The following is a 19,394-nucleotide window of genomic DNA, read 5'->3' as shown; positions in this document are numbered from 1 at the left end:
CGAGAGCGCTTCTCGTCAGGTCGACTTCTGCTTTCCTTGCCCTGTTTGCCCGAAACTCTGACTCCGGACGATTCCACTGTGTCGGACAAGTATGCATGGAACTTGAGCAGGACTCTGCAAATACAAGAAGTAATATTAGTCTGCTATTGCTTTCTGGCAACACGCAAAGCTGGGGCGTCGGATCGCAGGCTGAATGCCCCCGCCGCACGTGGGTGAGGGCAGAGGCTTGTGCCAGAGCGGTTGCTGCTCCGGGGATCAGGCCAGTTGCTGCACAACCTCCAGAAAAGCCTCGCGGAATGTTTGCATTTCGGCTTCGGTGCCGATGCTGACGCGCACCCAGGTCGGCCAGACATCCCACTTCCTGCCAATCAGAATCCCGCGTCTGGCCAGCCCTTCGATGACCCGTTCGGCCGGATGCCCGGTATCGATCATGAAGCAGTTGGCCTGGGAAGCGGTACAGGTGAATCCATGGCTGGCGAGAAAGCTTCGGGTCTGTTCGCGCACCTTGCCATTGAGCAGTTTGCGCTGCCGGACCAGATCGGGGTCTTCAAGACTGGCGATACCGCCCATGGCCGCAGGCAGCGGCACAAAGTTGTTGCCGCCCCAGACTTCGATCTTCTCCAGCAGTTCGGGATGGCCTATCGCGAAACCCAGTCTGGCGCCGGCCATTCCGTAGAGTTTGGAGAAGGTCCGCAGCACCAGCACATCCTTGCGCGTGGCGGCCAGCGGGACCAGGCTGGGAGCATCCGAGAAATGAATGTACGCCTCATCGATCAGCACCACCGTACCTTCGGGTTTGCCGAGAATGGCTTGCTCGATCTGCTGCTGCGCGGTCACCGTTCCGGTCGGGTTATTGGGGTTGCAGATGTAGATCAGGCCTGGCGTTCTGTCGGCCTTGAGCATGGCATCGAGATCATGGCTGCCATCGGGGCGCAGCGGCACTTCATGAATCGTGACGTTCTGGCTGTGGGCGGCTTCGACCGGCGCGTCGTAGGAAGGCGTGGCGAGAGCGAGGCCCCGGTGTTCATCGGTGAACGCGGCAATCGCGTACTGCAAGGGTTCACGCGAGCCGCTGTAGGCGTGCACGTAATCGCTGGGTATGCGGTTCTGTCTGGCAAACAGTTCGATCAGTTTCAATTGCGCGCCGTAGTGATAGCGGCCTGTGGACGCGGCGCCATCCTGCATCTTTTCCAGGGCCAGGTGAGACGGGCCTAAATGGCTTTCATTGAAGTTGAGATGAATCTTGTCGCTGCGGGCCGGCTGGTTGTTCTGCGCTGTGGCTGAACTGACTTGCGGCAGCACCAGGCTTGCGGAGGCCAGGGCGGAGAGGGTCACGAAAGAACGACGGCTGACCGATGACATGGAGTTAGTCCCTTGTTGGTTGCGGGCGTCTGCACTCGTAATGGCACATTAATGTTGCGCAAGGCTTGAGTGGCGGGGGTTTCGTTGAAGGAAACGATAGCAAGCGAAGGATATTTACAGAGCGGTGCGGGGACTGTCCGCAGGACTTGCGTGTGATGGAGCCAGAATCTTTTTAAATCAAAGGCTTGAAGCCCAGGCAATAAAAAACCCGGCATGGCCGGGTTTTTTGACTGAAGCAGGAATCAGGCAGCGTATTGCTTGGCCACGAAGTCCCAGTTCACCAGGTTCCAGAATGCTTCAACGTATTTTGGACGCAGGTTGCGGTAGTCGATGTAGTAAGCGTGTTCCCAGACGTCGCAGGTCAGCAGCGGAGTGTCGCCGCTGGTCAGCGGGTTGCCTGCGCCGATGGTGCTGGCCAGAGCCAGGGAGCCGTCAGCCTTTTTCACCAGCCAGCCCCAGCCGGAACCGAAAGTGCCGATGGAAGTCTTGCTGAACTCTTCCTTGAACTTGTCGAAAGAGCCGAATGCAGCGGTGATGGCATCTGCCAGAGCGCCGGTTGGTTCGCCGCCGCCGTTTGGCGACAGGCATTCCCAGTAGAAAGTGTGGTTCCAGACCTGAGCGGCGTTGTTGAAGATACCGCCCGAAGAAGTCTTGATGATTTCTTCCAAGGTCTTGCCTTCGAACTCGGTGCCTGGCACCAGGTTATTCAGGTTCACGACGTAGGTGTTGTGGTGCTTGTCGTGGTGATATTCCAGTGTCTCAGCGGAAATGTGCGGCACCAGAGCGTCTTTTGCATAGGGCAGCGGTGGCAATTCAAAAGCCATGGTTTATCTCCTTATCAGGTCAGTTGCGGTAATCGCACGGCCGATCACGGGCGGCCAGATACAGCATGCACCGGGAGTTTTACTCTTTTGCGGCGCAGACCCCGGATCATAGCACCGGCCCTCTGGCATAACCACGCAACAACTGTGTGGGATAGAGGTTCCAGAGCGATTGACCCAATGGTCACGAAAAATGTTTATCAACTTGCGCCGATCAATTTGCCCTGATCAATTGAGCCGCCACGCTGAACATCATCACCGCCACCATCAGATCGAGTAATCTCCAGGTTGCGGGACGGGCCAGCCATGGGGCGAGCCAGGCTGCGCCGATTGCCAGCGTCGAGAACCACAGCAGAGAAGCACTGGCAGCGCCTGCGACATAGGCACCCGGCACGCTTTGCTGGGCGCCCAGCGAGCCGATCAGCAGGACCGTATCGAGATAGACATGCGGGTTGAGCAGCGTTACAGCCAGGGCGCTGAGCAACACCGCCTTGCGCGAACGCTGGCCCACCACCTGGCTTTTTTCCAGGCTCTGGCGTGAGCAGGCCCGGCGCAGCGCCTGCAAGCCGTACCAGCTCAGGAACAGCACGCCGCCCCAGCGCGCTATCGCCAGCAGTGTCGGGTTCTGCACCAGGACATTGGCCAGGCCGAAAACACCGGCAGCCACCAGCAACGCATCGCAGACAATGCACAGCAGCGCCACGGGTACGTGATATTCGCGTCTCAGGCCCTGCGCCAGTACAAAAGCATTCTGTGCACCGATGGCCATGATCAGGCCGGCTGCGACCAACAGGCCGTTAAAATAACTTTGCCACATAAAATCAGTTCCGCAATGCAGGGGTAGGTGGCGATTGTCATCCCTGTCGGTGTATAAGAAAAACCAATATTCCTGATTCCTCATTAGGAAAACTGATGTTCGATTACAAATTGCTTTCGGCCCTCGCGGCGGTCATCGAGCAGGCCGGTTTTGAGCGGGCCGCCCAGGTGCTGGGCTTGTCCCAGTCAGCCGTCTCGCAGCGGATCAAACTGCTGGAGGCGCGCATCGGCCAGCCGGTCTTGGTGCGGGCCACGCCACCGACGCCGACCGATATCGGCAGGCGTCTGCTCAACCATGTGCAGCAAGTGCGCCTCCTTGAGCGTGACCTGCAAAGCCAGGTGCCTGCGCTGGACGAGGAGGGCATGCCCGAACGGCTGCGCATCGCACTGAACGCCGACAGTCTGGCGACCTGGTGGGCGCCTGCTGTCGGCGCCTTCTGTGCCGAGCAACGGCTGTTGCTGGACCTGGTGGTCGAGGATCAGGACGTCGGCCTCAAGCGCATGCGCGCCGGAGAAGTGGCCGCCTGCCTGTGTGGCAGCGAACGACCGGTGGCCGGTGCGCGCAGTCAGTTGCTCGGTGCCATGCGCTATCGTGCGTTGGCCAGTCCGGCGTTCATCGAGCGGCATTTTGCCGATGGTGTCAGCTCGGCAAAGCTGATGCATTCGGCAGCGCTGGTATTCGGTCCCGATGATTTTCTGCAGCATCGCTACCTGGCACTGCTTGGGATCGAGGGCGGTTTCAAGCATCATCTGTGCCCCTCTTCGGAGGGGTTTGTGCGCATGATCGAGGCCGGCGTCGGCTGGGGACTGGTGCCCGAGTTGCAGGTGCAGGCGCAATTGCACAATGGTTCGCTGCGCGAACTGGTGCCGGATCGCTACATTGATGTGCCTTTGTATTGGCACCATTGGCGTACTGGCGGTCAATTGCTGACCCGCCTCACGGCGCACCTGGCGCAACAGGCGAGCCAATGGCTGGTGCCGCTGGGCGACAAGTGAGCGTCAGTGCAGACATATGAAATGTGGGAGCGGTAAATGAAGATTCTGGTCACCGGCGCAAGCGGCTTCATTGGCGGACGCTTTGCGCGTTTTGCCCTGGAGCAGGGCATGAGCGTGCGCATCAATGGTCGACGGGCCACGGGTGTCGAGCATCTGGTGCGACGCGGCGCTGAATTCATCCAGGGCGATCTGACGGACCCCGAGCTGGTCAAGGCCTTGTGTCATGACGTGGAGGCCGTGGTGCACTGTGCCGGAGCGGTCGGTGTCTGGGGCACGCGCCAGGATTTCGTTCAGGGCAACGTGCAACTGACCGAAAATATTGTCGAGGCCTGCCTGAAACAAAGAGTGCGGCGGCTTGTCCATCTTTCGTCGCCGTCGATCTATTTCGACGGTCGTTCGCACCGCGACATCAAGGAAGAGCAAGTGCCCCGGCGCTTGCACAATCACTACGCCAGCACCAAGTACCTCGCCGAGCAAAAGGTGTTTGGCGCCGAAGAGTTCGGCCTGGAAGTCATCGCCTTGCGACCACGCTTTGTAACCGGCGCGGGCGACACCAGCATTTTCCCGCGGCTGCTCAACATGCAGCGCAAGAAGCGCCTGTCGATTGTCGGCAATGGCCTGAATGTGGTGGATTTCACCAGCATGCAGAATCTTAACGAAGCCATGTTAAGCAGTCTGCTGGCAGCGGGTTCGGCGTTGGGCAAGGCCTACAACATCAGCAACGGTGCGCCGGTGCCGTTGTGGGATGCCATCAACTACGTCATGCGCCAGATGCAGTTGCCGCAGGTCACGCGCTATCGCTCGTATCGGCTGGCGTACACCGCAGCGGCGCTCAACGAAGGTGCATGCCTGTTGTGGCCGGGTCGACCTGAGCCCACGCTGTCGAGGTTGGGAATGCAGGTCATGAACAAGGACTTCACGCTTGATATAAGCCGGGCCAGGCATTATCTGGATTACCAGCCAAAGGTCAGCCTCTGGACCGCGCTGGATGAGTTTTGTGGCTGGTGGCAGGCGCAGCACAAATCCTGACACCCTGGCCGATCAATTAACTGACGAGCCTCGTTATACTGCTCGACTTTGGTTCAACAGTTTCTAAAGGGTTACCCATGCGTAACGATCCATACGACGACGTCGATGACGTTCCGAACCTCAGCGCCAAGGACGACGATGACGATGATTTCGTCCCGGCCAAGGGCGCTCGTGAGCGCACCACGGTCTACTCGCGCAGCACGCCGGTGGTCAAGGTCAAAGGACCGAGCACCGGGCCGCTCTGGGCACTGGTCGGCGCGCTGTTCATTGCCTTCTGTGGTCTGGGCTGGTGGAGTTTCCAGCAGGTTTCCCTGATGGAACAGCAACTGGTCGCGACCCAGGAAAGCTTTGCGCGCATCAGCGAAGAAGCGGCAGGTCGCCTGCAGGATATTTCCGGCAAGGTGGTCGCCACCGAATCGCTGTCCAGCGATGGCGAAGCACTCAAGCAACGTATCAAGCTGCTCGAAGCGCAACTGGAAGACCAGGACAAGCAACGCGAAGGTGTCGCAGGCCAGCAAAGCAGCCTGGACAAGCGCCTGGAGCAGATTTCCAGCCAGGCGGCGCAGCAACAGCATGACAACGCGCAGTTGCAGGAACAACTGAAGAATGTCGCCATCGAACTGACTGCCCTCAAGGCCGCCTTGCCGGACCTCAAGGCTGCGCAAAGCGATCAGGGCAAACTCGATGCCCAGCTCAAGAGCCTGAGTGCCGATGTCGCGACCTTGAAGAAACAGGGTAATCCGTCGGCGGCCATCGAGCGGCTGGAGCAGGATCTGGTAGTGCTCAAGAGCGAGCAGGAAAATCGCCCGGCACCTTCGGCTGCGGGCAATACCGCCGAGTTCGATGCCTTTCGTGCTCAGGTGACCCGCAGCATCAACACCCTGACCAGTCAGATCCAGACCTTGTCGCAGCAGCTCAACAGCAGTCGTTGAGGTTTGGCGTCAAAGTAAAAAGCCCTGGTTCGTGAGAGCCAGGGCTTTTTGATTTCAGCGCGTTCCAGGATTACAGGCGCGGGTAATCGATATAACCGACCGGGCCTTTGGCGTAGAAGGTGTCAGGATTGGCCGGGTTCAGCGGGGCATCCTTTTCCAGGCGCTCGACCAGATCCGGGTTGGCAATGTAAGGCACACCGAAAGCAACGGCATCGGCCTTGCCTGCTGCCAGCCAGGCATTGCTGGTGGCCTTGGTAAAGCGTTCGTTGGCGATGTACACACCACCGAAAGCCTTCTTCAGTTGTGGGCCCAGGCTGTCGTCGGCGTCCTGCTCGCGGGAGCACAGGAACGCGATGCCACGCTTGCCCAGCTCGGTCGCGACATAGCCAAAGGTTTCGGCCAGATTGTCGTCGCCCATGTCATGCAGGTCTGCGCGTGGTGCCAGATGCACGCCGACACGGCCCGGTCCCCAGATTTCGATGATCGCGTCGGTGATTTCCAGCAGCAGGCGGGCGCGGTTTTCCACCGAGCCGCCGTACTGGTCGTTGCGCTGGTTGGTGCTGGTCTGCAGGAACTGATCGATCAGGTAACCGTTGGCGGCATGGACTTCCACGCCATCGAAACCGGCAGCCTTGGCGTTTTCCGCGCCGACCCGATAGGCCTCGATCACATCACCGATTTCTGCCAGCTCCAGTGCGCGAGGCGTCACGTAGTCGGCTTTCGGGCGCAGCAGGCTGACATGGCCCGCTGGCTTGACCGCGCTTGGCGCCACTGGAGTTTCATCGTCCAGGTAGGACGGGTGGGAAATACGCCCCACGTGCCACAGTTGCAGGACAATGCGGCCACCGGCGCCATGTACTGCCTTGGTGATATTGCTCCAGCCACGCACCTGATCGTTGGACCAGATACCCGGTGTGTCCGGATAGCCCACGCCGATTGGCGTGACCGAGGTGGCTTCGCTGATGATCAGGCCTGCCGAGGCGCGTTGTACGTAGTACTCGGCCATCATCGCATTCGGCACACGACCTTCGTCGGCGCGGCAGCGCGTCAACGGGGCCATGATGATGCGGTTAGGCAATTGCAGATCGCCTACGGTGATCGGGTCAAAGATAGTTGTCATGCGTCGAACCCTCTAAATGATCAATTGCTAGCGGGAGCCAGGTCGGGATTGGCGGTCTGGCGGAAAGTAATCAGGGTGACCAGTAGCGCGAGCACGGCCAGCGCAGCGGCGGCCAGTGGCACGCGTGTCAGGCCCAGGCCGTGGGCGATGACGCTGCCGCCAACCCACGCGCCCAGCGCGTTGCCGACGTTGAAGGCACCGATATTCAGGGTCGACACCAGATTGGGGGCCGCCTTGCCGAAGGTCACCACGTTGATCTGCAGGGCAGGCACTGCGGCAAAGGCGGCAACCGCCCAGAGGAACAGGGTGATTTCAGTCGGCACCAGCGCCACGCTGGTCCAGCTCAGGACTGTGGAAACAACGGCCATGGCGATGAACACACCGATCAGGGTGGACGGAAGACTGCGGTCAGCCATCTTGCCGCCAAGCACGTTGCCCAGCGTCAGGCCCAGGCCGATCAGCATCAGGGTCCAGGTCACGCCGCGCGGCGACACACCGGTGACTTCGCCCAGCAGCGGCGCAACGTAGGTAAACAGGGTGAACACCGACGCGGCGAACAGCGCGGTCATGCTCAACGACAACCAGATACCGGCCCCCTTGAGCGCGGCCAGTTCGGCGCGCATGTCGAGTCTGGCTTCTTCGCGGTTGCTTGGCAGGAAGCGAGCCAGGCCGATGAAGGCAATGATGCCGATAACCGTCACCGCCCAGAAGGTCGAGCGCCAGCCTGCGTATTGGCCCAGCGCAGTGCCCAGCGGCACGCCCAGCACGTTGGCCAGCGTCAGGCCGGTGAACATCAGGGCCACCGCAGAAGCGCGGCGGTTGGCCGGAACCAGATTCGCGGCAACCACCGAACCGATGCCGAAGAATGCACCGTGGCACAGCGCTGTCACGACCCGGGCGAACATCAGCACGTTGTAGTCGCTGGCCAGGGCGCAGAGCAGGTTGCCGATGATGAAAATGCCCATCAATGCGACCAGTGCGGCCTTGCGCGGCAGCCTGGACGTGGCCAGCGCCATGAATGGGGCGCCAATCGCAACGCCCAGGGCATAACCGGTTACCAGCCAGCCGGCACCGGGGATCGAAACACCCAGGTCGGCGGCGACATCGGGCAGCAGGCCCATGATGACGAATTCGGTAGTGCCGATGGCGAAGGCGCTCAGGGCCAGGATAAGCAAGGGAAGGGGCACGGAAGGTTTCCTTTTGAGGCTGTGCATCAGGGCCGGTTGTTCAGTTCTTGCACCAGGGCAGCGACGAACGCTTCGATGACCTCTTCATTGCGTCTGAAGAAATGCCATTGACCGACCTTTTTGCTGGTAATCAGGCCTGCGCGTTGCAGGGTGGCCAGGTGGGCGGAAACCGTGGATTGCGACATGCCGGCACGTTGGTCGATCTGGCCGGCGCAGACGCCGTGTTCAATGGAGTATTCCTGGGTCGGAAAGCAGCCACGCGGGTCTTTGAGCCAGGTCAGGATCTCGCGGCGCAAAGGATGCGCCAGGGCTTTTATTATTTCGTCGAGGTCGATGGTCATGTCGTTCTCACTAACGGTATATCGCGATGCAGCGAACTTTATATCTGTATTTCGCGATATACAAATATGAAAATGCGCTAAGCAAGGGGCGAATCGCTATATCGGGTTATAACGATATATGGACCCGCCGCCTGAAAACGGCGTAGGCTTTGCTCCATGAATTACCTCGCACACCTTCATCTTGGCGGCCAGCGGCCCGCCCAATTGCTTGGCAGCCTGTATGGCGATTTCGTCAAAGGGCCGTTGCCAGGGCGTTTTCCTGCAGAACTCGAAGACTCGATCCGGCTGCATCGCAGCATCGATTCGTTCACCGATAACCATCCGCTGATCAAGGATTCGATGAGCCGATTCCCGGTACAGCGGCGTCGTTATGCGGGGATCATGCTGGATGTGTTTTTCGACCATTGCCTGGCTCGCGACTGGCATCGTTACGCCGATATCCCGCTGGAGGCCTTCACCCGCAAGGTGTATGGCGCACTGGCCGCCGAGCCGCAATTGCCTGAGCGACTGGCCATGATCGCCCCGCGCATGGCTGCGCAGGACTGGCTGGGTTCATATCGCGATTTCGAGGTGCTGGAGCAGGTACTGGGCGGGATTTCCCGGCGTCTGTCACGGCCTGAAGGATTGGCCGGCGCCATGCAGGAATTGCAGGCGCTGTACCAACCCTTGAGTGCGGACTTCGACGAGTTCTATCCGCTGTTGCAGGATTTCGCTCAGGCAGCTCTGGCCGGGCGCGACAGCACTTCGCTTGGCTGAGCCGTCTCACCGAACAACGCGACCTGAACTGCCTGTTGTGCCTGGAATGCCAGTGCGGCACGTTCCTGGCCGGCTGTCGGGATCGGCGTCAGCAACTGGATATGCACATCGCCTTGCTCATGGGCGAACAGGCGACGCAAATGCGACAGCAGATCGTCATCGCCAATGAACGGTGCAATCGGGTCAGGCTTGCCGTTACGCGAATAGGCAATCGCTACCGGCTGTAGCCACACGCCGGTTTCGATGGCGCTGGACAACAGACGGCCATGAAACGTACGCAGGCTACGGCCATCGGTGGTGGTGCCTTCCGGGAAGATCACCAGCGAAGTGTCTTGTTGCAGGTGACTGCCCATCTGACGCTGAATCAGGCGGCTGTCGCCCGCACCGCGCCGAATGAACAGGGTTCCCGCTTTCAGCGCCAGCCAGCCGGCCACCGGCCAGGTCCGCACCTCGGCCTTGGACAGAAACGACAGCGGCGCCAGCATGCCCAGCAATGGAATGTCCGTCCATGACACATGATTGCTGACCCACAGCATCGGTTGGCGCGGCAGCTCGCCGCTGATGGTCACGCGAAACGGCAGGGCATTGCTCAGACGGGCCATGAACCAGCGCGTCCAGCGCTGGCGGCGTTCCATGGAACTGCCGACTTTCAAGCGCTCCATGACGGCAAAGACTGCGGCAATCGTCAGACCGGCAGCAATCACCAGCAAGACCCGTGCAACCCGCGCATAGCTGCGCATGCGGCTCATCACACGGCAGCCTTGAAGTGACGGGCATAGCGCGGGCACAACTCGTCGCGCTTGAGCAGGATGAACACATCGGCGACCTGGAAATCTTCATCCCAGCAAGGCTCGCCGCAGACCTTCGCGCCCAGGCGCATGTAAGCCTTGAGCAGCGGCGGCATTTCGCAGATGACGTTGCCGGGGATATCGAGGGTCGGCAATGGATTTTTCGGTTCGGCGCGCAGGTTCTCGGTGCACAGATAACGTTCGCGCAGACGCTGCATGATCGCGTGGGCCTGGATGCCACCGTCCTGCATCGGGATGCTGGCGCAACCCATCAGATAGCTGTAGCCGCCTTCGTTGAGCACTTCAGCCAGTTCGCTCCACAACACCGCGATGGTGCCGCCATTGCGATAGGCCGGATCGACGCAAGTACGGCCCAGCTCCAGAATCGGGCCTTGCAGATGCAGCAGTCCATGCAGGCTGAACTCTTCTTCGCTGTAGAAGCGGCCCAGTGAACTGGCGGCCTTGTGGTCGAGCAAACGAGTGGTTGCCACCAGACGCCCGGTATTCAGATCGCGAACACCGATGTGCGAGCAGTGCACATCGTAGTCATCGATATCCAGGCCTTGTTCAGCGCCTTTGAGACGGGCGTTGAATTCTTCGCTGAACACGCTGAAACGCAACGCCTGTGCTTCCTGCAAGGCATATGCTCCGATCAGGCGCTCGGCCTGAAGACGACGGTCAGAAGTGTTGTCACGGATGCGGGCTATCTGGGTCATACCAAGTCTCCATGAGCCAGCCATGCAAGTGCGGCCGGTTGACTGAATTGTCCAAGCGCGTTGCTGTAGGTGCAGGCTAGGGAGATGCCGTGTCATGACCGTGAAGCTTTGGTGATGGTTGTGTGACGAGGGGGACAGGTGTGGGCTGGCTGCTATGGGCTGGCAGGTAGCGAATTTGTTCGCGCCTGCACAATCGTCATGAACGCCCGTTAATGTGTGCTGTTTGTCGTTTCGAGACTCCGGCCATGTCCCGTCGTTTTGTTCGCTTGTGCATGCTTGTCCTGTTGAGCCTGAATGTCTGCTCGGCACTGGCCGAAACCTGGCCCGGTGAACAATGGGCCGTCCAGCCGGTGTCCAGGACTGCCGCTCTCAAGGCACTGGAGGACTACGCTTTCCCGCCTCGTGACGACGCGACTCGCGCGGGTGTTCGCAGCGATGCGTTGCTGGTGATTCGTGACGGGCGCATCGTGTATGAGCGCTATGCCGGAGTCACCACGGCCCAGACACCGCACCTGACCTGGTCGATCAGCAAAAGCGTGCTGGCCACGGTGCTGGGTGTGGCCTTCGGGGAAGGGCGCTTTCAACCGGACGACGCCGTCGCGAAGTTCTACAGCCCGTTCCAGGCGCACCCCGATATTGCCATCAAGGACCTGCTGCACTGGGCATCCGGCCTCGACTGGCAGGAAGACTATGAATACGCGCCGCTCAACTCTTCAGTGGTCGCCATGCTCTACACCCGCGGCCGTGGCGATATGGCTCGCTTCACGGCCAGCCACGGCTTTGCCAGCGCCGCGGGCACTTCGTATCGCTATTCCAGCGGCGACAGCAATGTTTTGGCGGCCGCGCTAAAAACCATGGTCGGCGAAGCGAATTATGCGGACTATCCGTGGACCGCCCTGTTCGACCCGCTCGGTATTCGTAGCGCAACCTGGGAAACCGATGGCAGCGGTACTTTTGTCGGTTCTTCCTATACCTATATGACCGCTCGCGACCTGGCCCGCATCGGCCTGTTGATGCAGCGAGGCGGGCAGTGGCAGGGGCGGCAGTTGCTGCCCAAGGCCTGGGTGGATTTCGTGCTGACGCCCTTCAAGGGCGAGAACGTGCAGGCCGGTTCTGAAGTGCCGGGTGGTCACTGGTGGCTCAACCGCACGCATGACAATGGCGCAGGCCCCTGGCCGGATGCGCCGCCTGATACTTTCGCGGCGCTCGGGCATTGGGGGCAGGCGTTGTATGTGATGCCCGGCGAAGGGCTGGTGATCGTGCGCTATGCCGATGATCGCGACGGCAGCTATGACCACAACCGCATGCTCCAGTTGTTGCGAACGGCCTTCAAGAAGGAGGGCGGGCAATGAGCACGCGCCGAATGTTTATCCTGCGTCGCCCCTTCACCAGCCTGTTGCTGCTGGCGTTGTTCATTCTCGCAGTGCTGGCCTGGCAATACCGGGTGGCCTTGCAGTCCTTTCCAGGCATCATCAGTGCCTACACCGCCAAGGAGTATTGCTCCTGTCGCTATGTGATGAACAATCCTGCCGAATACTGCCGCGGTTACGTCAAGCAATACATTCCCGGCACCCTGAGTGACGATGAGGCCAGCAAGTCGGTCAGCGCCAGCGGCATGGGGCGCAGCAGTCGAGCGGCATGGCTGGGCGAGCGCCAGGGCTGCCGTTTGCTGCCTGAACAACCCTGATCGACGAACGGAGTCATTTGCCAGCGGTCAGACAGGCGGATAAGGTTGCCCTCGAATGTGCACATGGAGTTTTCATGCCCAACACACCTCGTCCGCTGCTGGCCTGTGCCGCTCTCGCGACTGCTGTTCTGACTGTCCCGGCACGTTGACGTGGCCGGTGCGATCTTCCCATGGCGTCAGGACAATCGATTCCAACTGTTGATTGATGGCCCGACCTTCTTCCCGCGCATGATCGCCGCCATCGACCGTGCCGAGCAGCAGGTCGACCTGGAGCTGTATCTGGTCGAGGCGGGCGCTTGTGCGGACGCCATCGTTCGGGCCTTGGTCGAGGCTGCGCGGCGTGGTGTGATCGTGCGCTGTCTGTTTGACGACTTCGGTTCCCAGGCTTTCAACAGCGGCCTGCGCCGACAACTCACCGACGCCGGTGTGAGCCTGCGCTTCTACAACCCGATTCGCTGGCGACGTGGCATCCGCAATCTTTATCGCGACCATCGCAAGGTGCTGGTAGTGGACAAGAGCCTGGCGGTGGTGGGGGGCACAGGTGTCACCGATGAGTTCTGGGAGCCGGATCAGCCATCCAGCCAGTGGCATGAGGTGATGGTGGAAATCAGCGGCCCGCTGGTGATCGACTGGCAGGCGCTGTTCGATCGCCAGTTTCACGCCAACCAGCGCCGCACGGCCTGGCGCCCGGTGGAAAACTTCGGTCTGACCCATTTGCCCAAAGTCCCGGTTTCAGGCCAGGGCCTTGGCCGCGTGGCCTATGCCGATGCGCGTCAGCATCGCGACATCGTGCAATCGTTGGTCCGCGCCCTGAACAGCGGGCAAAAACGGATCTGGCTGGCAACCCCGTATTTCCTGCCGACCTGGAAAGTCCGTCGCGCGTTGCGCAGGGCCGCGGTGCGGGGCGTCGATGTGCGCCTGCTGCTCACCGGTCCACGCACCGATCACCCTTCGGTGCGCTATGCCGGGCATCGTTATTACCCGCGTCTGCTCAGGGCCGGGGTAAAAATCTTCGAGTACCGGCCCCGCTTCCTGCATCTGAAAATGGTCCTGATCGATGACTGGGTCAGCATTGGCTCGTGCAATTTCGACCACTGGAACCTGCGCTTCAACCTTGAAGCCAACCTTGAAGCCATCGACCCGGGCTTGACCCGCGATGTCGTGGCCAGCTTTGAAAAGGACTTCGCCCTGAGCGCCAGCATCACCCTGGCCGACTGGAAAGCCCGGCCCTTGTGGCGGCGGGTCAAGCAGCGGCTCTGGGGCTGGATTGACCGGTTGGTGGTCAAGTTGCTGGATCGGCGTAACTGAGTTCTCCAGGCCATGCAGGAGCGGATTCATCCGCGAAGACTGTTTTCGAGTCTCTGCTGGATATACGGCCTTTTCGCCAATGAATTCGCTCTTGGTGCTGCTCTATGTACTTTAGGCTCTGTACCAAAAGTCGGCGAGCGAAGGTCAGGCAAGGCAAAAACAGGCGAGGAACGGTCGGAGTCGCGCTCGACTTTACGAATGGTAAGTGAGCATTCCGAGCCTGTTTTTAACGCAGCATCACCGAGCACAGCCACTATTCGTACAAAGCCTTTAGTGTCGGGTTGCCAACTGCTGTGAAAGATTTTTCTTGTAAAGCAGGTTCAAGTGGTAGGCCGCATGAATCAAGCTATCAGCATTGTCAGCAGACATGCTGGCGATAATGTCAGGGTTTTGATTGAATCCGGTTATTGCACTCTGCAAATCGGTAATGCTTTCTGGGGCAGGGTGAAGGGCCTTGACCTGACTGGTGAAGGCGTTGCCCAGCGTACTGAACATTGAAAAATATTGCGGGGTCAATCCACCTCCCGTAATCATTTCGGCTACCGTCCGGTAGTCATGATGGTTAAATGTGTTTTTATCGCTTGTCAGTGCTGAAGCCTGGGAAGATAAAAGATAGTAATAGTCTTGAGTTCCCGGGGTGACGACTGGACTTTCAATGACATTTTTTAAATGACTTAATTCATGCCCTATCGTAAGCGGTAGCGTTTCTTGTTCTATGTGTCGAGTGTCTATGATGATCCGGCCAAGAGGGTCTTCCTGAAAAACAAAGGCGGTGAGTCTGTCTATGTTTGAGCGGATGCCCACGATATTTCTTTCCCCCTGTTCGCCTCGATATTCTGCGGCGCGTAGGTAATTGTCTTCCCAGGTTCGTATGATGTCAGGGGTGACGCCATGATAACGAATGCCGAAAAAGCTGCGCATGATACTGGCACTTTCTTCTGGGTGAAGTTTAATCATGTACAGGGCGTTTTCATAAATGATATGCGTATTTTCAAACCCTTTTTCCAGCGCGTTACTCATGCCCTCCGGGAAATCACTCAAGCCGCGATAGAGGATGGTGTGTCCCTGTGCTTCAATCGCATCCTCGACGGGATCACCTCTGCCGCTATACATCCGGCCGTCCAGGTCATTATTCATAATGGGTGAGTTGGCGACGAAACAGAAAAGATTCAACCCCTCCACATCCCCTGCCGGGTCTGGATTGATCCAGCGTTGCAGCCATGGCGCGTAATAGCGGAAACCGTAGTAATACAACCCGCCCGCATCCCGTTCCTTGCCTGAGTAGCGAACTGTTTTGTATTTCGCTTGCACAGCACTGCGGGTCGCCCACCACGAAGTGCCACCAAACGGGTAATAACTCTCCTGGGTGATCAGGTTGCCTTGCTGATCCAGTTCCAGCGTGTTTGATCCCAGATGATCGCTCAGGTTGTAGCGGGTTTGATCGTTGGCGATGCCCGCTGGAAGCCCCGTCTGCCAGTGCAATATTCGTATGTTGTGGGCGCTGATGACGTGAAGGATTTCACCATCGGCGGTGGTGCGGATTTCCAGTCCTGGCAGGTAGCGGACCTCACTGATCAAGATGCGATTGGACGCTTGAGCGTTGTTGATCTTGCGGCAGCGTAAACCCTGGCCATCGTAGATATAACGCTCGTGATCGCTGGCTTTGGTTGTTCGGGTGACGGTAATGATTTGCTGAAGTTGATTTCGTAAATCCCATTCCAGGGCCTGGCCACGTACCAGTTGCAGTTGGTTGCCATTGACGTCGAAGCCTGTTTCAAAGTCCGCATCGGTTTCACCTTCAGGCAGACTGCGGTTGCTGTCGGGAGCCATGCACATGGTGCGGGTAAAGACTTGAGCGCCCACATGGCGCATTTGCAACAGATTGCCAGCGCTGTCGTAGTCGTAGCTTTGCGTGTAATTGCTGACCTGATTGGGATCGGCTGGCAGGTTTTGCAGATCGGGTAGGGCAGGGCCATGACTGACGCCGGTATTCACCTCGCGGCCTGTGGCTTCGACGAGTTGATACAGCGTGTCATAGGTGTAGCGACTGATTGGTTCGACACGTTGATTGCTGAAGAAACGAACCGGCTGTGCCGTGTCCTCGATCTGCAGGATATTGCCGGCCGGGTCGTAAGCGTATTTGAGGTGTTGCAAGCGTTCGGCGTTGCGCTCCATCAACCGGCCATCCTGCGGGTCATAAAGCGAATGACTGGCCACGCCATTACCCGCCGTCTCTTGCTCGACCTGATCGAAGGCGTTGTAAAGAATCTCGCTGACGAGCGTCTGTGGTTGTGTCGCCCTGTCCAGGGTCAGATCGACGGCTTTCAATTGCCCGGCTACGGTCTGTCTGAAGTGTTGCGTATGACCCATGGCATCGGTTTGCGCGATGGCTTCGCCCAAAGCATTGAACGTCCACTGAGTTTGCAGAGAAATGGTTTCCAGAAGAGCATCGCGTTCATGCTCGGCCAGTGGCCAATCCGGTGTTTCCACTGCTGACAGGAACTGCCGAACCTCACTCAGCGCAGTTCCGAGTAAACCGTGATCGGGTATATACCGAGTGCCCGCTGTATCGTCATGGCGTATCAACCGGCCACATTGGTTATGTTCAAAAGCATCGGGCCCTGCATAACTAAAACGTTCGGTGACGTGCATCTGTTCGGTGATCGCCAGCGGACGCAGTAACTCGTCGTATTCGATCAGGCGCTGGCTGCCGCGACCGTCCCACCTTTCAACGACCTGGTTCGCGTCACCCAACAAACCGAGCCGCCAACCGGCATCGACGCTGTCGGAGAACAACATCTGAGCGCTGAGGCTGTAAGTCGTGTTGAGATTGCAATGAACAAGACGTGGATCACGCTGACTGACCAGCCGACCCGCTGCGTCATGGAACTGGTGCGTTACCCGCTCATCCACAGGCTGGTTTTGCTCGCGGCGGCAAAAGGCAATGCTGCGTATCGCCAAGCCACGCGGGTCGATGGCAACCAGTGCTGGGGTGTGGGCATGCAGAGCCATGTTCATTCGCAAGCGTCCCTGTCTGCGATCTGCAATGAGTTTAGTTCAACTGCTTTGGCTGATTTGACCGTATATCAATAATCAGGGAGATACCGTCTTGTCCTGTCGCGGGCAAGCCCCCTCCTACAACGTGATATACCCATCCTCGCGACAGCGGTATTTCAGGAAAAACACTAAATATAGTGCCATCGGTAATAGCGGGTTTATTCACGAAGCGGCCGATAAAAATCATTGTCTGGCCAGAGCTTTCGCGAATGAATCCCGCTAGGCAACAGAAGCCCTTCTTCCTGGCCTTATCTTCGACCAGTTGCCTTCACCGTTCAGTCCTCTGGTATACCCGTGGGTAAAAATCTGCGTAAGCGTTCGTGGGTTATTGAGTGAAAATGCTGGCGTACTTCCGTCGCGATAGAAAAAGCCACCTTTGGGAAGGGCATAGCTTTCTCTGTTTTGTAACGATGCCGGAAGCGCACCACTGATCATTGAGGGGCCGGTCATATGCATCGTCAGTTTCAGGCGGCTGAACAGCCCACTTCCTTCGGTGCTTCTTTTTTTAGCCCAGCCGGCGTTTTCGTTATCGATCAGCATTGAAGGGCTGGTTGTATAAAGCTCGATAATGTTGTCGAGCAGGCTTTTGACGAACTCAGACCTGGGGGGCGCGGCAATGGCAGCATTAGAGACCCGCGGTCCTTCGATATGAGCGAGGAAATCATGTGGGGCCTCCAGAGTTTCAAGGGGCATTCCTATGGCAACGTCCACATCTGTGTATAACCCGCCTTTGGCGTAAACAGCCGCCAGTTCTGCGATGTCGCTGGCGCTTGCCAGGTTTTTAAACGGCCCCGTGCTTTCCCGGGCAAAGAGTGATTCCAGTTTGTTAGCTTGTGGATAAACCACGGCAAGCTCTTTGAATAAATCATGAGTTTCGCCAATCATCAGGGCATCACCGTGAGCGTAAGCCAGATGCCGTTTGGCCGGCTCAAGGCTTTCCTCAAGGGCGGTCAGCGTATTCAGTATTTGCGTGGGCTTTGAGGTCCACACATTAATTGCATACTCAGGATTGAATTCTTTGAACATTAAAATGTTTTGCAGATACGATTCCGGAATATCGCTGCCTTCCCAGAAGTAATGGGCGATGGCCGGGACGGGTTTATTCCCTTCTGGATCAATATTGGTAAGCGGATTGTTGTGAAGAGCCTCGAACAGATTCAAGTCATCCACATCTCCCGCAGGATCCGGATTGATCCAGCGCTGCAACCACGGCGCGTAATACCTGAAACCGTAGTAATACAACCCGCTGATATCGCGCTCCTTGCCTGAGTAGCGCACCGTCTTGTACTTCGCTTCCACCGCGTTACGTCCCGCCCACCATGAAGTACCGCCGAACGGGTAGTAACTTTCCTGGCTGATCAGGCTGCCTTGTTGGTCCAGCTCCAGCGTGCTTGAGCCGAGATGATCGCTGATGTGGTAGCGGATTTGATCGTTGGCGATACCGCCTGGTTGGCCAGCTTGCCAGTGCAATACCCGTGCATTTTTGGCGGTAATGACATGCAGGATTTCGCCATCGGCAGTGGTGCGGATTTCCACTCCTGGCAGATAGCGGACTTCATTATTCAATGTGCGACTGGAGGTTTGCGCGCTGTTGATCTTGCGGCAGCGCTGGCCCTGGCCGTCGTAGATATAGCGTTCGTGATCGCTGGCTTCGGTGGCTCGGGTCACGGTCGTGATCTGCTGCAATTGATTGCGCAAATCCCATTCCAGCGCCTGACCCCGTATCAGCTGCAGGAGGTTGCCGTTGGCGTCGAAATCCACCCCGGTTTGATCGTCCGAAAAGCTGCGATTGCTGTCGGGGGCCACGTGCATGGTGCGGGTAAATGACTGCGCGCCGACATGGCGCATCTTCAACAGATTGCCTGCTGCGTCATAGTCGTAGCTTTGGGTGTAATGACTGATCTGATTTGGATCGGGCGGCAGGTTTTGCAGGTCGGGCAAGGCCGGCCCATGACTGGCACCGGTACTGACCTCACGGCCTGTGGCTTCGATGAGTTGATACAGTGTGTCGTAGCGGTAATGGCTGATGGGCTCGATACGCTGGTTGGCAAAGAAACGAATCGGCTGCGCGGCGTCTTCGATCTGCAGGATATTGCCAACAGGGTCGTAAATGTATTTGAGGTGTTGCAAGCGTTCGGTGCTGCGCTCCATCAACCGGCCATCCTGCGGATCGTAGAGTGAGCGGCTGATCACGCCATTGTCTGCGGTTTCCTGCTCGATCTGATCGAAGGCGTTGTAGTGGATATCGCTGACCAGCGTTTGCGATTGCACGGTTCCTGCAAGCTTCAGATCTACGGCTTTCAACTGTCCGGCAACTGTCTGCCGGAAGTGCTGCTGATGGTTCATGGCATCGGTTTGCTTGATGGCCTCGCTCACGGCATTGAACGTCCACTGTGTTTCGAGAGGATTACCTTCCAGAAGTGCATCGCGCTCGTCTTCAGGCTGTGGCCAATCCGGTATTTCCACGGCCAGCAGGAA

At 58.5% G+C, this 19,394-nt stretch carries 17 protein-coding genes; 7 read left to right on the top strand and 10 right to left on the bottom strand.

Annotated elements, in window-relative coordinates; genetic code table 11:
• Positions 1-255: 255 nt before the first annotated feature.
• The 3 genes from ALQ04_RS13195 to ALQ04_RS13185 all read right to left on the bottom strand — a co-directional run bounded on the left by ALQ04_RS13195 (position 256) and on the right by ALQ04_RS13185 (position 3,000).
• The gene (locus ALQ04_RS13195; protein ID WP_122316201.1) at positions 256-1,362 is read right to left on the bottom strand and encodes a pyridoxal phosphate-dependent aminotransferase; all 1,107 of its coding nucleotides are present in this window, start codon (positions 1,360-1,362) and stop codon (positions 256-258) included.
• 242 nt (positions 1,363-1,604) lie between these two features.
• Positions 1,605-2,186, bottom strand: coding sequence for a superoxide dismutase [Fe] (sodB, locus tag ALQ04_RS13190; RefSeq protein ID WP_122316200.1), 582 nt, complete (start codon positions 2,184-2,186; stop codon positions 1,605-1,607).
• Positions 2,187-2,397: 211 nt separating this feature from the next.
• The gene (locus tag ALQ04_RS13185) at positions 2,398-3,000 is read right to left on the bottom strand and encodes a LysE/ArgO family amino acid transporter (protein ID WP_122316199.1); all 603 of its coding nucleotides are present in this window, start codon (positions 2,998-3,000) and stop codon (positions 2,398-2,400) included.
• Positions 3,001-3,095: 95 nt separating this feature from the next.
• On the opposite strand from ALQ04_RS13185, the gene ALQ04_RS13180 reads away from it, so the two are divergent.
• The 3 genes from ALQ04_RS13180 to ALQ04_RS13170 all read left to right on the top strand — a co-directional run bounded on the left by ALQ04_RS13180 (position 3,096) and on the right by ALQ04_RS13170 (position 5,956).
• Complete coding sequence (locus ALQ04_RS13180) at positions 3,096-3,995, top strand: LysR family transcriptional regulator ArgP (RefSeq protein ID WP_122316198.1); 900 nt, start codon at positions 3,096-3,098, stop codon at positions 3,993-3,995.
• A gap of 36 nt (positions 3,996-4,031) precedes the next feature.
• The gene (locus tag ALQ04_RS13175; RefSeq protein WP_122316197.1) at positions 4,032-5,024 is read left to right on the top strand and encodes an NAD(P)-dependent oxidoreductase; all 993 of its coding nucleotides are present in this window, start codon (positions 4,032-4,034) and stop codon (positions 5,022-5,024) included.
• Positions 5,025-5,101: 77 nt separating this feature from the next.
• Entirely contained in the window at positions 5,102-5,956 is an 855-nt protein-coding gene (locus ALQ04_RS13170; protein ID WP_122316196.1) for an ATPase, read from the top strand.
• A gap of 70 nt (positions 5,957-6,026) precedes the next feature.
• Here the strand turns inward: ALQ04_RS13170 and ALQ04_RS13165 are convergent, their stop codons facing one another.
• Genes ALQ04_RS13165 through ALQ04_RS13155 form a run of 3 tightly spaced genes read right to left on the bottom strand, consistent with a single transcriptional unit; the run spans position 6,027 to position 8,604 of the window.
• Positions 6,027-7,076: an alkene reductase gene (locus ALQ04_RS13165; protein WP_122316195.1), complete on the bottom strand. Its 1,050-nt coding sequence runs from the start codon at positions 7,074-7,076 to the stop codon at positions 6,027-6,029.
• 20 nt (positions 7,077-7,096) lie between these two features.
• On the bottom strand, positions 7,097-8,263 hold the full coding sequence (locus ALQ04_RS13160) for an MFS transporter (RefSeq protein ID WP_122316194.1): 1,167 nt from the start codon (positions 8,261-8,263) through the stop codon (positions 7,097-7,099).
• 26 nt (positions 8,264-8,289) lie between these two features.
• A complete protein-coding gene (locus ALQ04_RS13155) occupies positions 8,290-8,604 on the bottom strand; it encodes a helix-turn-helix transcriptional regulator (RefSeq protein ID WP_122316193.1) in 315 nt (104 codons plus the stop codon).
• A gap of 156 nt (positions 8,605-8,760) precedes the next feature.
• Here ALQ04_RS13155 and ALQ04_RS13150 point away from each other — a divergent pair, with 156 nt between their 5' ends.
• The gene (locus ALQ04_RS13150; RefSeq protein WP_122316192.1) at positions 8,761-9,360 is read left to right on the top strand and encodes an ACP phosphodiesterase; all 600 of its coding nucleotides are present in this window, start codon (positions 8,761-8,763) and stop codon (positions 9,358-9,360) included.
• On the opposite strand, the gene ALQ04_RS13145 is transcribed toward ALQ04_RS13150, so the two are convergent.
• Both ALQ04_RS13145 and olsB read right to left on the bottom strand, forming a co-directional pair.
• Positions 9,318-10,109 (bottom strand): 1-acyl-sn-glycerol-3-phosphate acyltransferase, encoded by a 792-nt coding sequence (locus ALQ04_RS13145; protein WP_122316191.1) that lies wholly within the window; start codon positions 10,107-10,109, stop codon positions 9,318-9,320. The two genes, ALQ04_RS13150 and ALQ04_RS13145, sit on opposite strands and share 43 nt — an antisense overlap.
• Positions 10,109-10,864, bottom strand: coding sequence for an L-ornithine N(alpha)-acyltransferase (olsB, locus tag ALQ04_RS13140; protein WP_122316190.1), 756 nt, complete (start codon positions 10,862-10,864; stop codon positions 10,109-10,111). Before olsB ends, ALQ04_RS13145 begins: the two co-directional genes overlap by 1 nt.
• 245 nt (positions 10,865-11,109) lie before the next feature.
• On the opposite strand from olsB, the gene ALQ04_RS13135 reads away from it, so the two are divergent.
• From ALQ04_RS13135 to ALQ04_RS13125, 3 genes are all read left to right on the top strand, one after another.
• Positions 11,110-12,216, top strand: coding sequence for a serine hydrolase (locus ALQ04_RS13135; protein WP_122316223.1), 1,107 nt, complete (start codon positions 11,110-11,112; stop codon positions 12,214-12,216).
• Positions 12,213-12,551: an amidase gene (locus tag ALQ04_RS13130; RefSeq protein ID WP_122316189.1), complete on the top strand. Its 339-nt coding sequence runs from the start codon at positions 12,213-12,215 to the stop codon at positions 12,549-12,551. Before ALQ04_RS13135 ends, ALQ04_RS13130 begins: the two co-directional genes overlap by 4 nt.
• A gap of 150 nt (positions 12,552-12,701) precedes the next feature.
• Positions 12,702-13,859, top strand: a complete 1,158-nt coding sequence (locus ALQ04_RS13125) for a phosphatidylserine/phosphatidylglycerophosphate/cardiolipin synthase family protein (protein WP_122316188.1) — start codon at positions 12,702-12,704, stop codon at positions 13,857-13,859.
• Positions 13,860-14,129: 270 nt separating this feature from the next.
• Here the strand turns inward: ALQ04_RS13125 and ALQ04_RS13120 are convergent, their stop codons facing one another.
• Positions 14,130-16,877, bottom strand: coding sequence for an RHS repeat domain-containing protein (locus ALQ04_RS13120; protein WP_122316187.1), 2,748 nt, complete (start codon positions 16,875-16,877; stop codon positions 14,130-14,132).
• 258 nt (positions 16,878-17,135) lie between these two features.
• Positions 17,136-19,394: RHS repeat-associated core domain-containing protein (locus ALQ04_RS13115; protein ID WP_122316186.1), on the bottom strand; the 2,259-nt coding region annotated here is incomplete at its 5' end.

Origin of the sequence: Pseudomonas cichorii, assembly GCF_003700275.1 — a bacterium.
Classification (GTDB): Bacteria; Pseudomonadota; Gammaproteobacteria; order Pseudomonadales; family Pseudomonadaceae; genus Aquipseudomonas; species Aquipseudomonas cichorii_B.
The sequence above is the reverse complement of the archived record's forward strand: the minus strand, read 5'-3'. Positions and strand labels throughout refer to the sequence as shown.

What these genes read in the sequence shown, in the direction of transcription:
- ALQ04_RS13175 (WP_122316197.1), top strand. Translation starts at nt 4,032, where the DNA reads ATGAAGATTCTGGTCACCGGCGCAAGCGGCTTCATTGGCGGACGCTTT.
- ALQ04_RS13165 (WP_122316195.1), bottom strand. Translation starts at nt 7,076, where the DNA reads ATGACAACTATCTTTGACCCGATCACCGTAGGCGATCTGCAATTGCCT.
- ALQ04_RS13135 (WP_122316223.1), top strand. Translation starts at nt 11,110, where the DNA reads ATGTCCCGTCGTTTTGTTCGCTTGTGCATGCTTGTCCTGTTGAGCCTG.
- ALQ04_RS13130 (WP_122316189.1), top strand. Translation starts at nt 12,213, where the DNA reads ATGAGCACGCGCCGAATGTTTATCCTGCGTCGCCCCTTCACCAGCCTG.
- ALQ04_RS13150 (WP_122316192.1), top strand. Translation starts at nt 8,761, where the DNA reads ATGAATTACCTCGCACACCTTCATCTTGGCGGCCAGCGGCCCGCCCAA.
- ALQ04_RS13195 (WP_122316201.1), bottom strand. Translation starts at nt 1,362, where the DNA reads ATGTCATCGGTCAGCCGTCGTTCTTTCGTGACCCTCTCCGCCCTGGCC.
- ALQ04_RS13155 (WP_122316193.1), bottom strand. Translation starts at nt 8,604, where the DNA reads ATGACCATCGACCTCGACGAAATAATAAAAGCCCTGGCGCATCCTTTG.
- ALQ04_RS13185 (WP_122316199.1), bottom strand. Translation starts at nt 3,000, where the DNA reads ATGTGGCAAAGTTATTTTAACGGCCTGTTGGTCGCAGCCGGCCTGATC.
- sodB (WP_122316200.1), bottom strand. Translation starts at nt 2,186, where the DNA reads ATGGCTTTTGAATTGCCACCGCTGCCCTATGCAAAAGACGCTCTGGTG.
- ALQ04_RS13120 (WP_122316187.1), bottom strand. Translation starts at nt 16,877, where the DNA reads ATGAACATGGCTCTGCATGCCCACACCCCAGCACTGGTTGCCATCGAC.
- olsB (WP_122316190.1), bottom strand. Translation starts at nt 10,864, where the DNA reads ATGACCCAGATAGCCCGCATCCGTGACAACACTTCTGACCGTCGTCTT.
- ALQ04_RS13170 (WP_122316196.1), top strand. Translation starts at nt 5,102, where the DNA reads ATGCGTAACGATCCATACGACGACGTCGATGACGTTCCGAACCTCAGC.
- ALQ04_RS13145 (WP_122316191.1), bottom strand. Translation starts at nt 10,109, where the DNA reads ATGAGCCGCATGCGCAGCTATGCGCGGGTTGCACGGGTCTTGCTGGTG.
- ALQ04_RS13180 (WP_122316198.1), top strand. Translation starts at nt 3,096, where the DNA reads ATGTTCGATTACAAATTGCTTTCGGCCCTCGCGGCGGTCATCGAGCAG.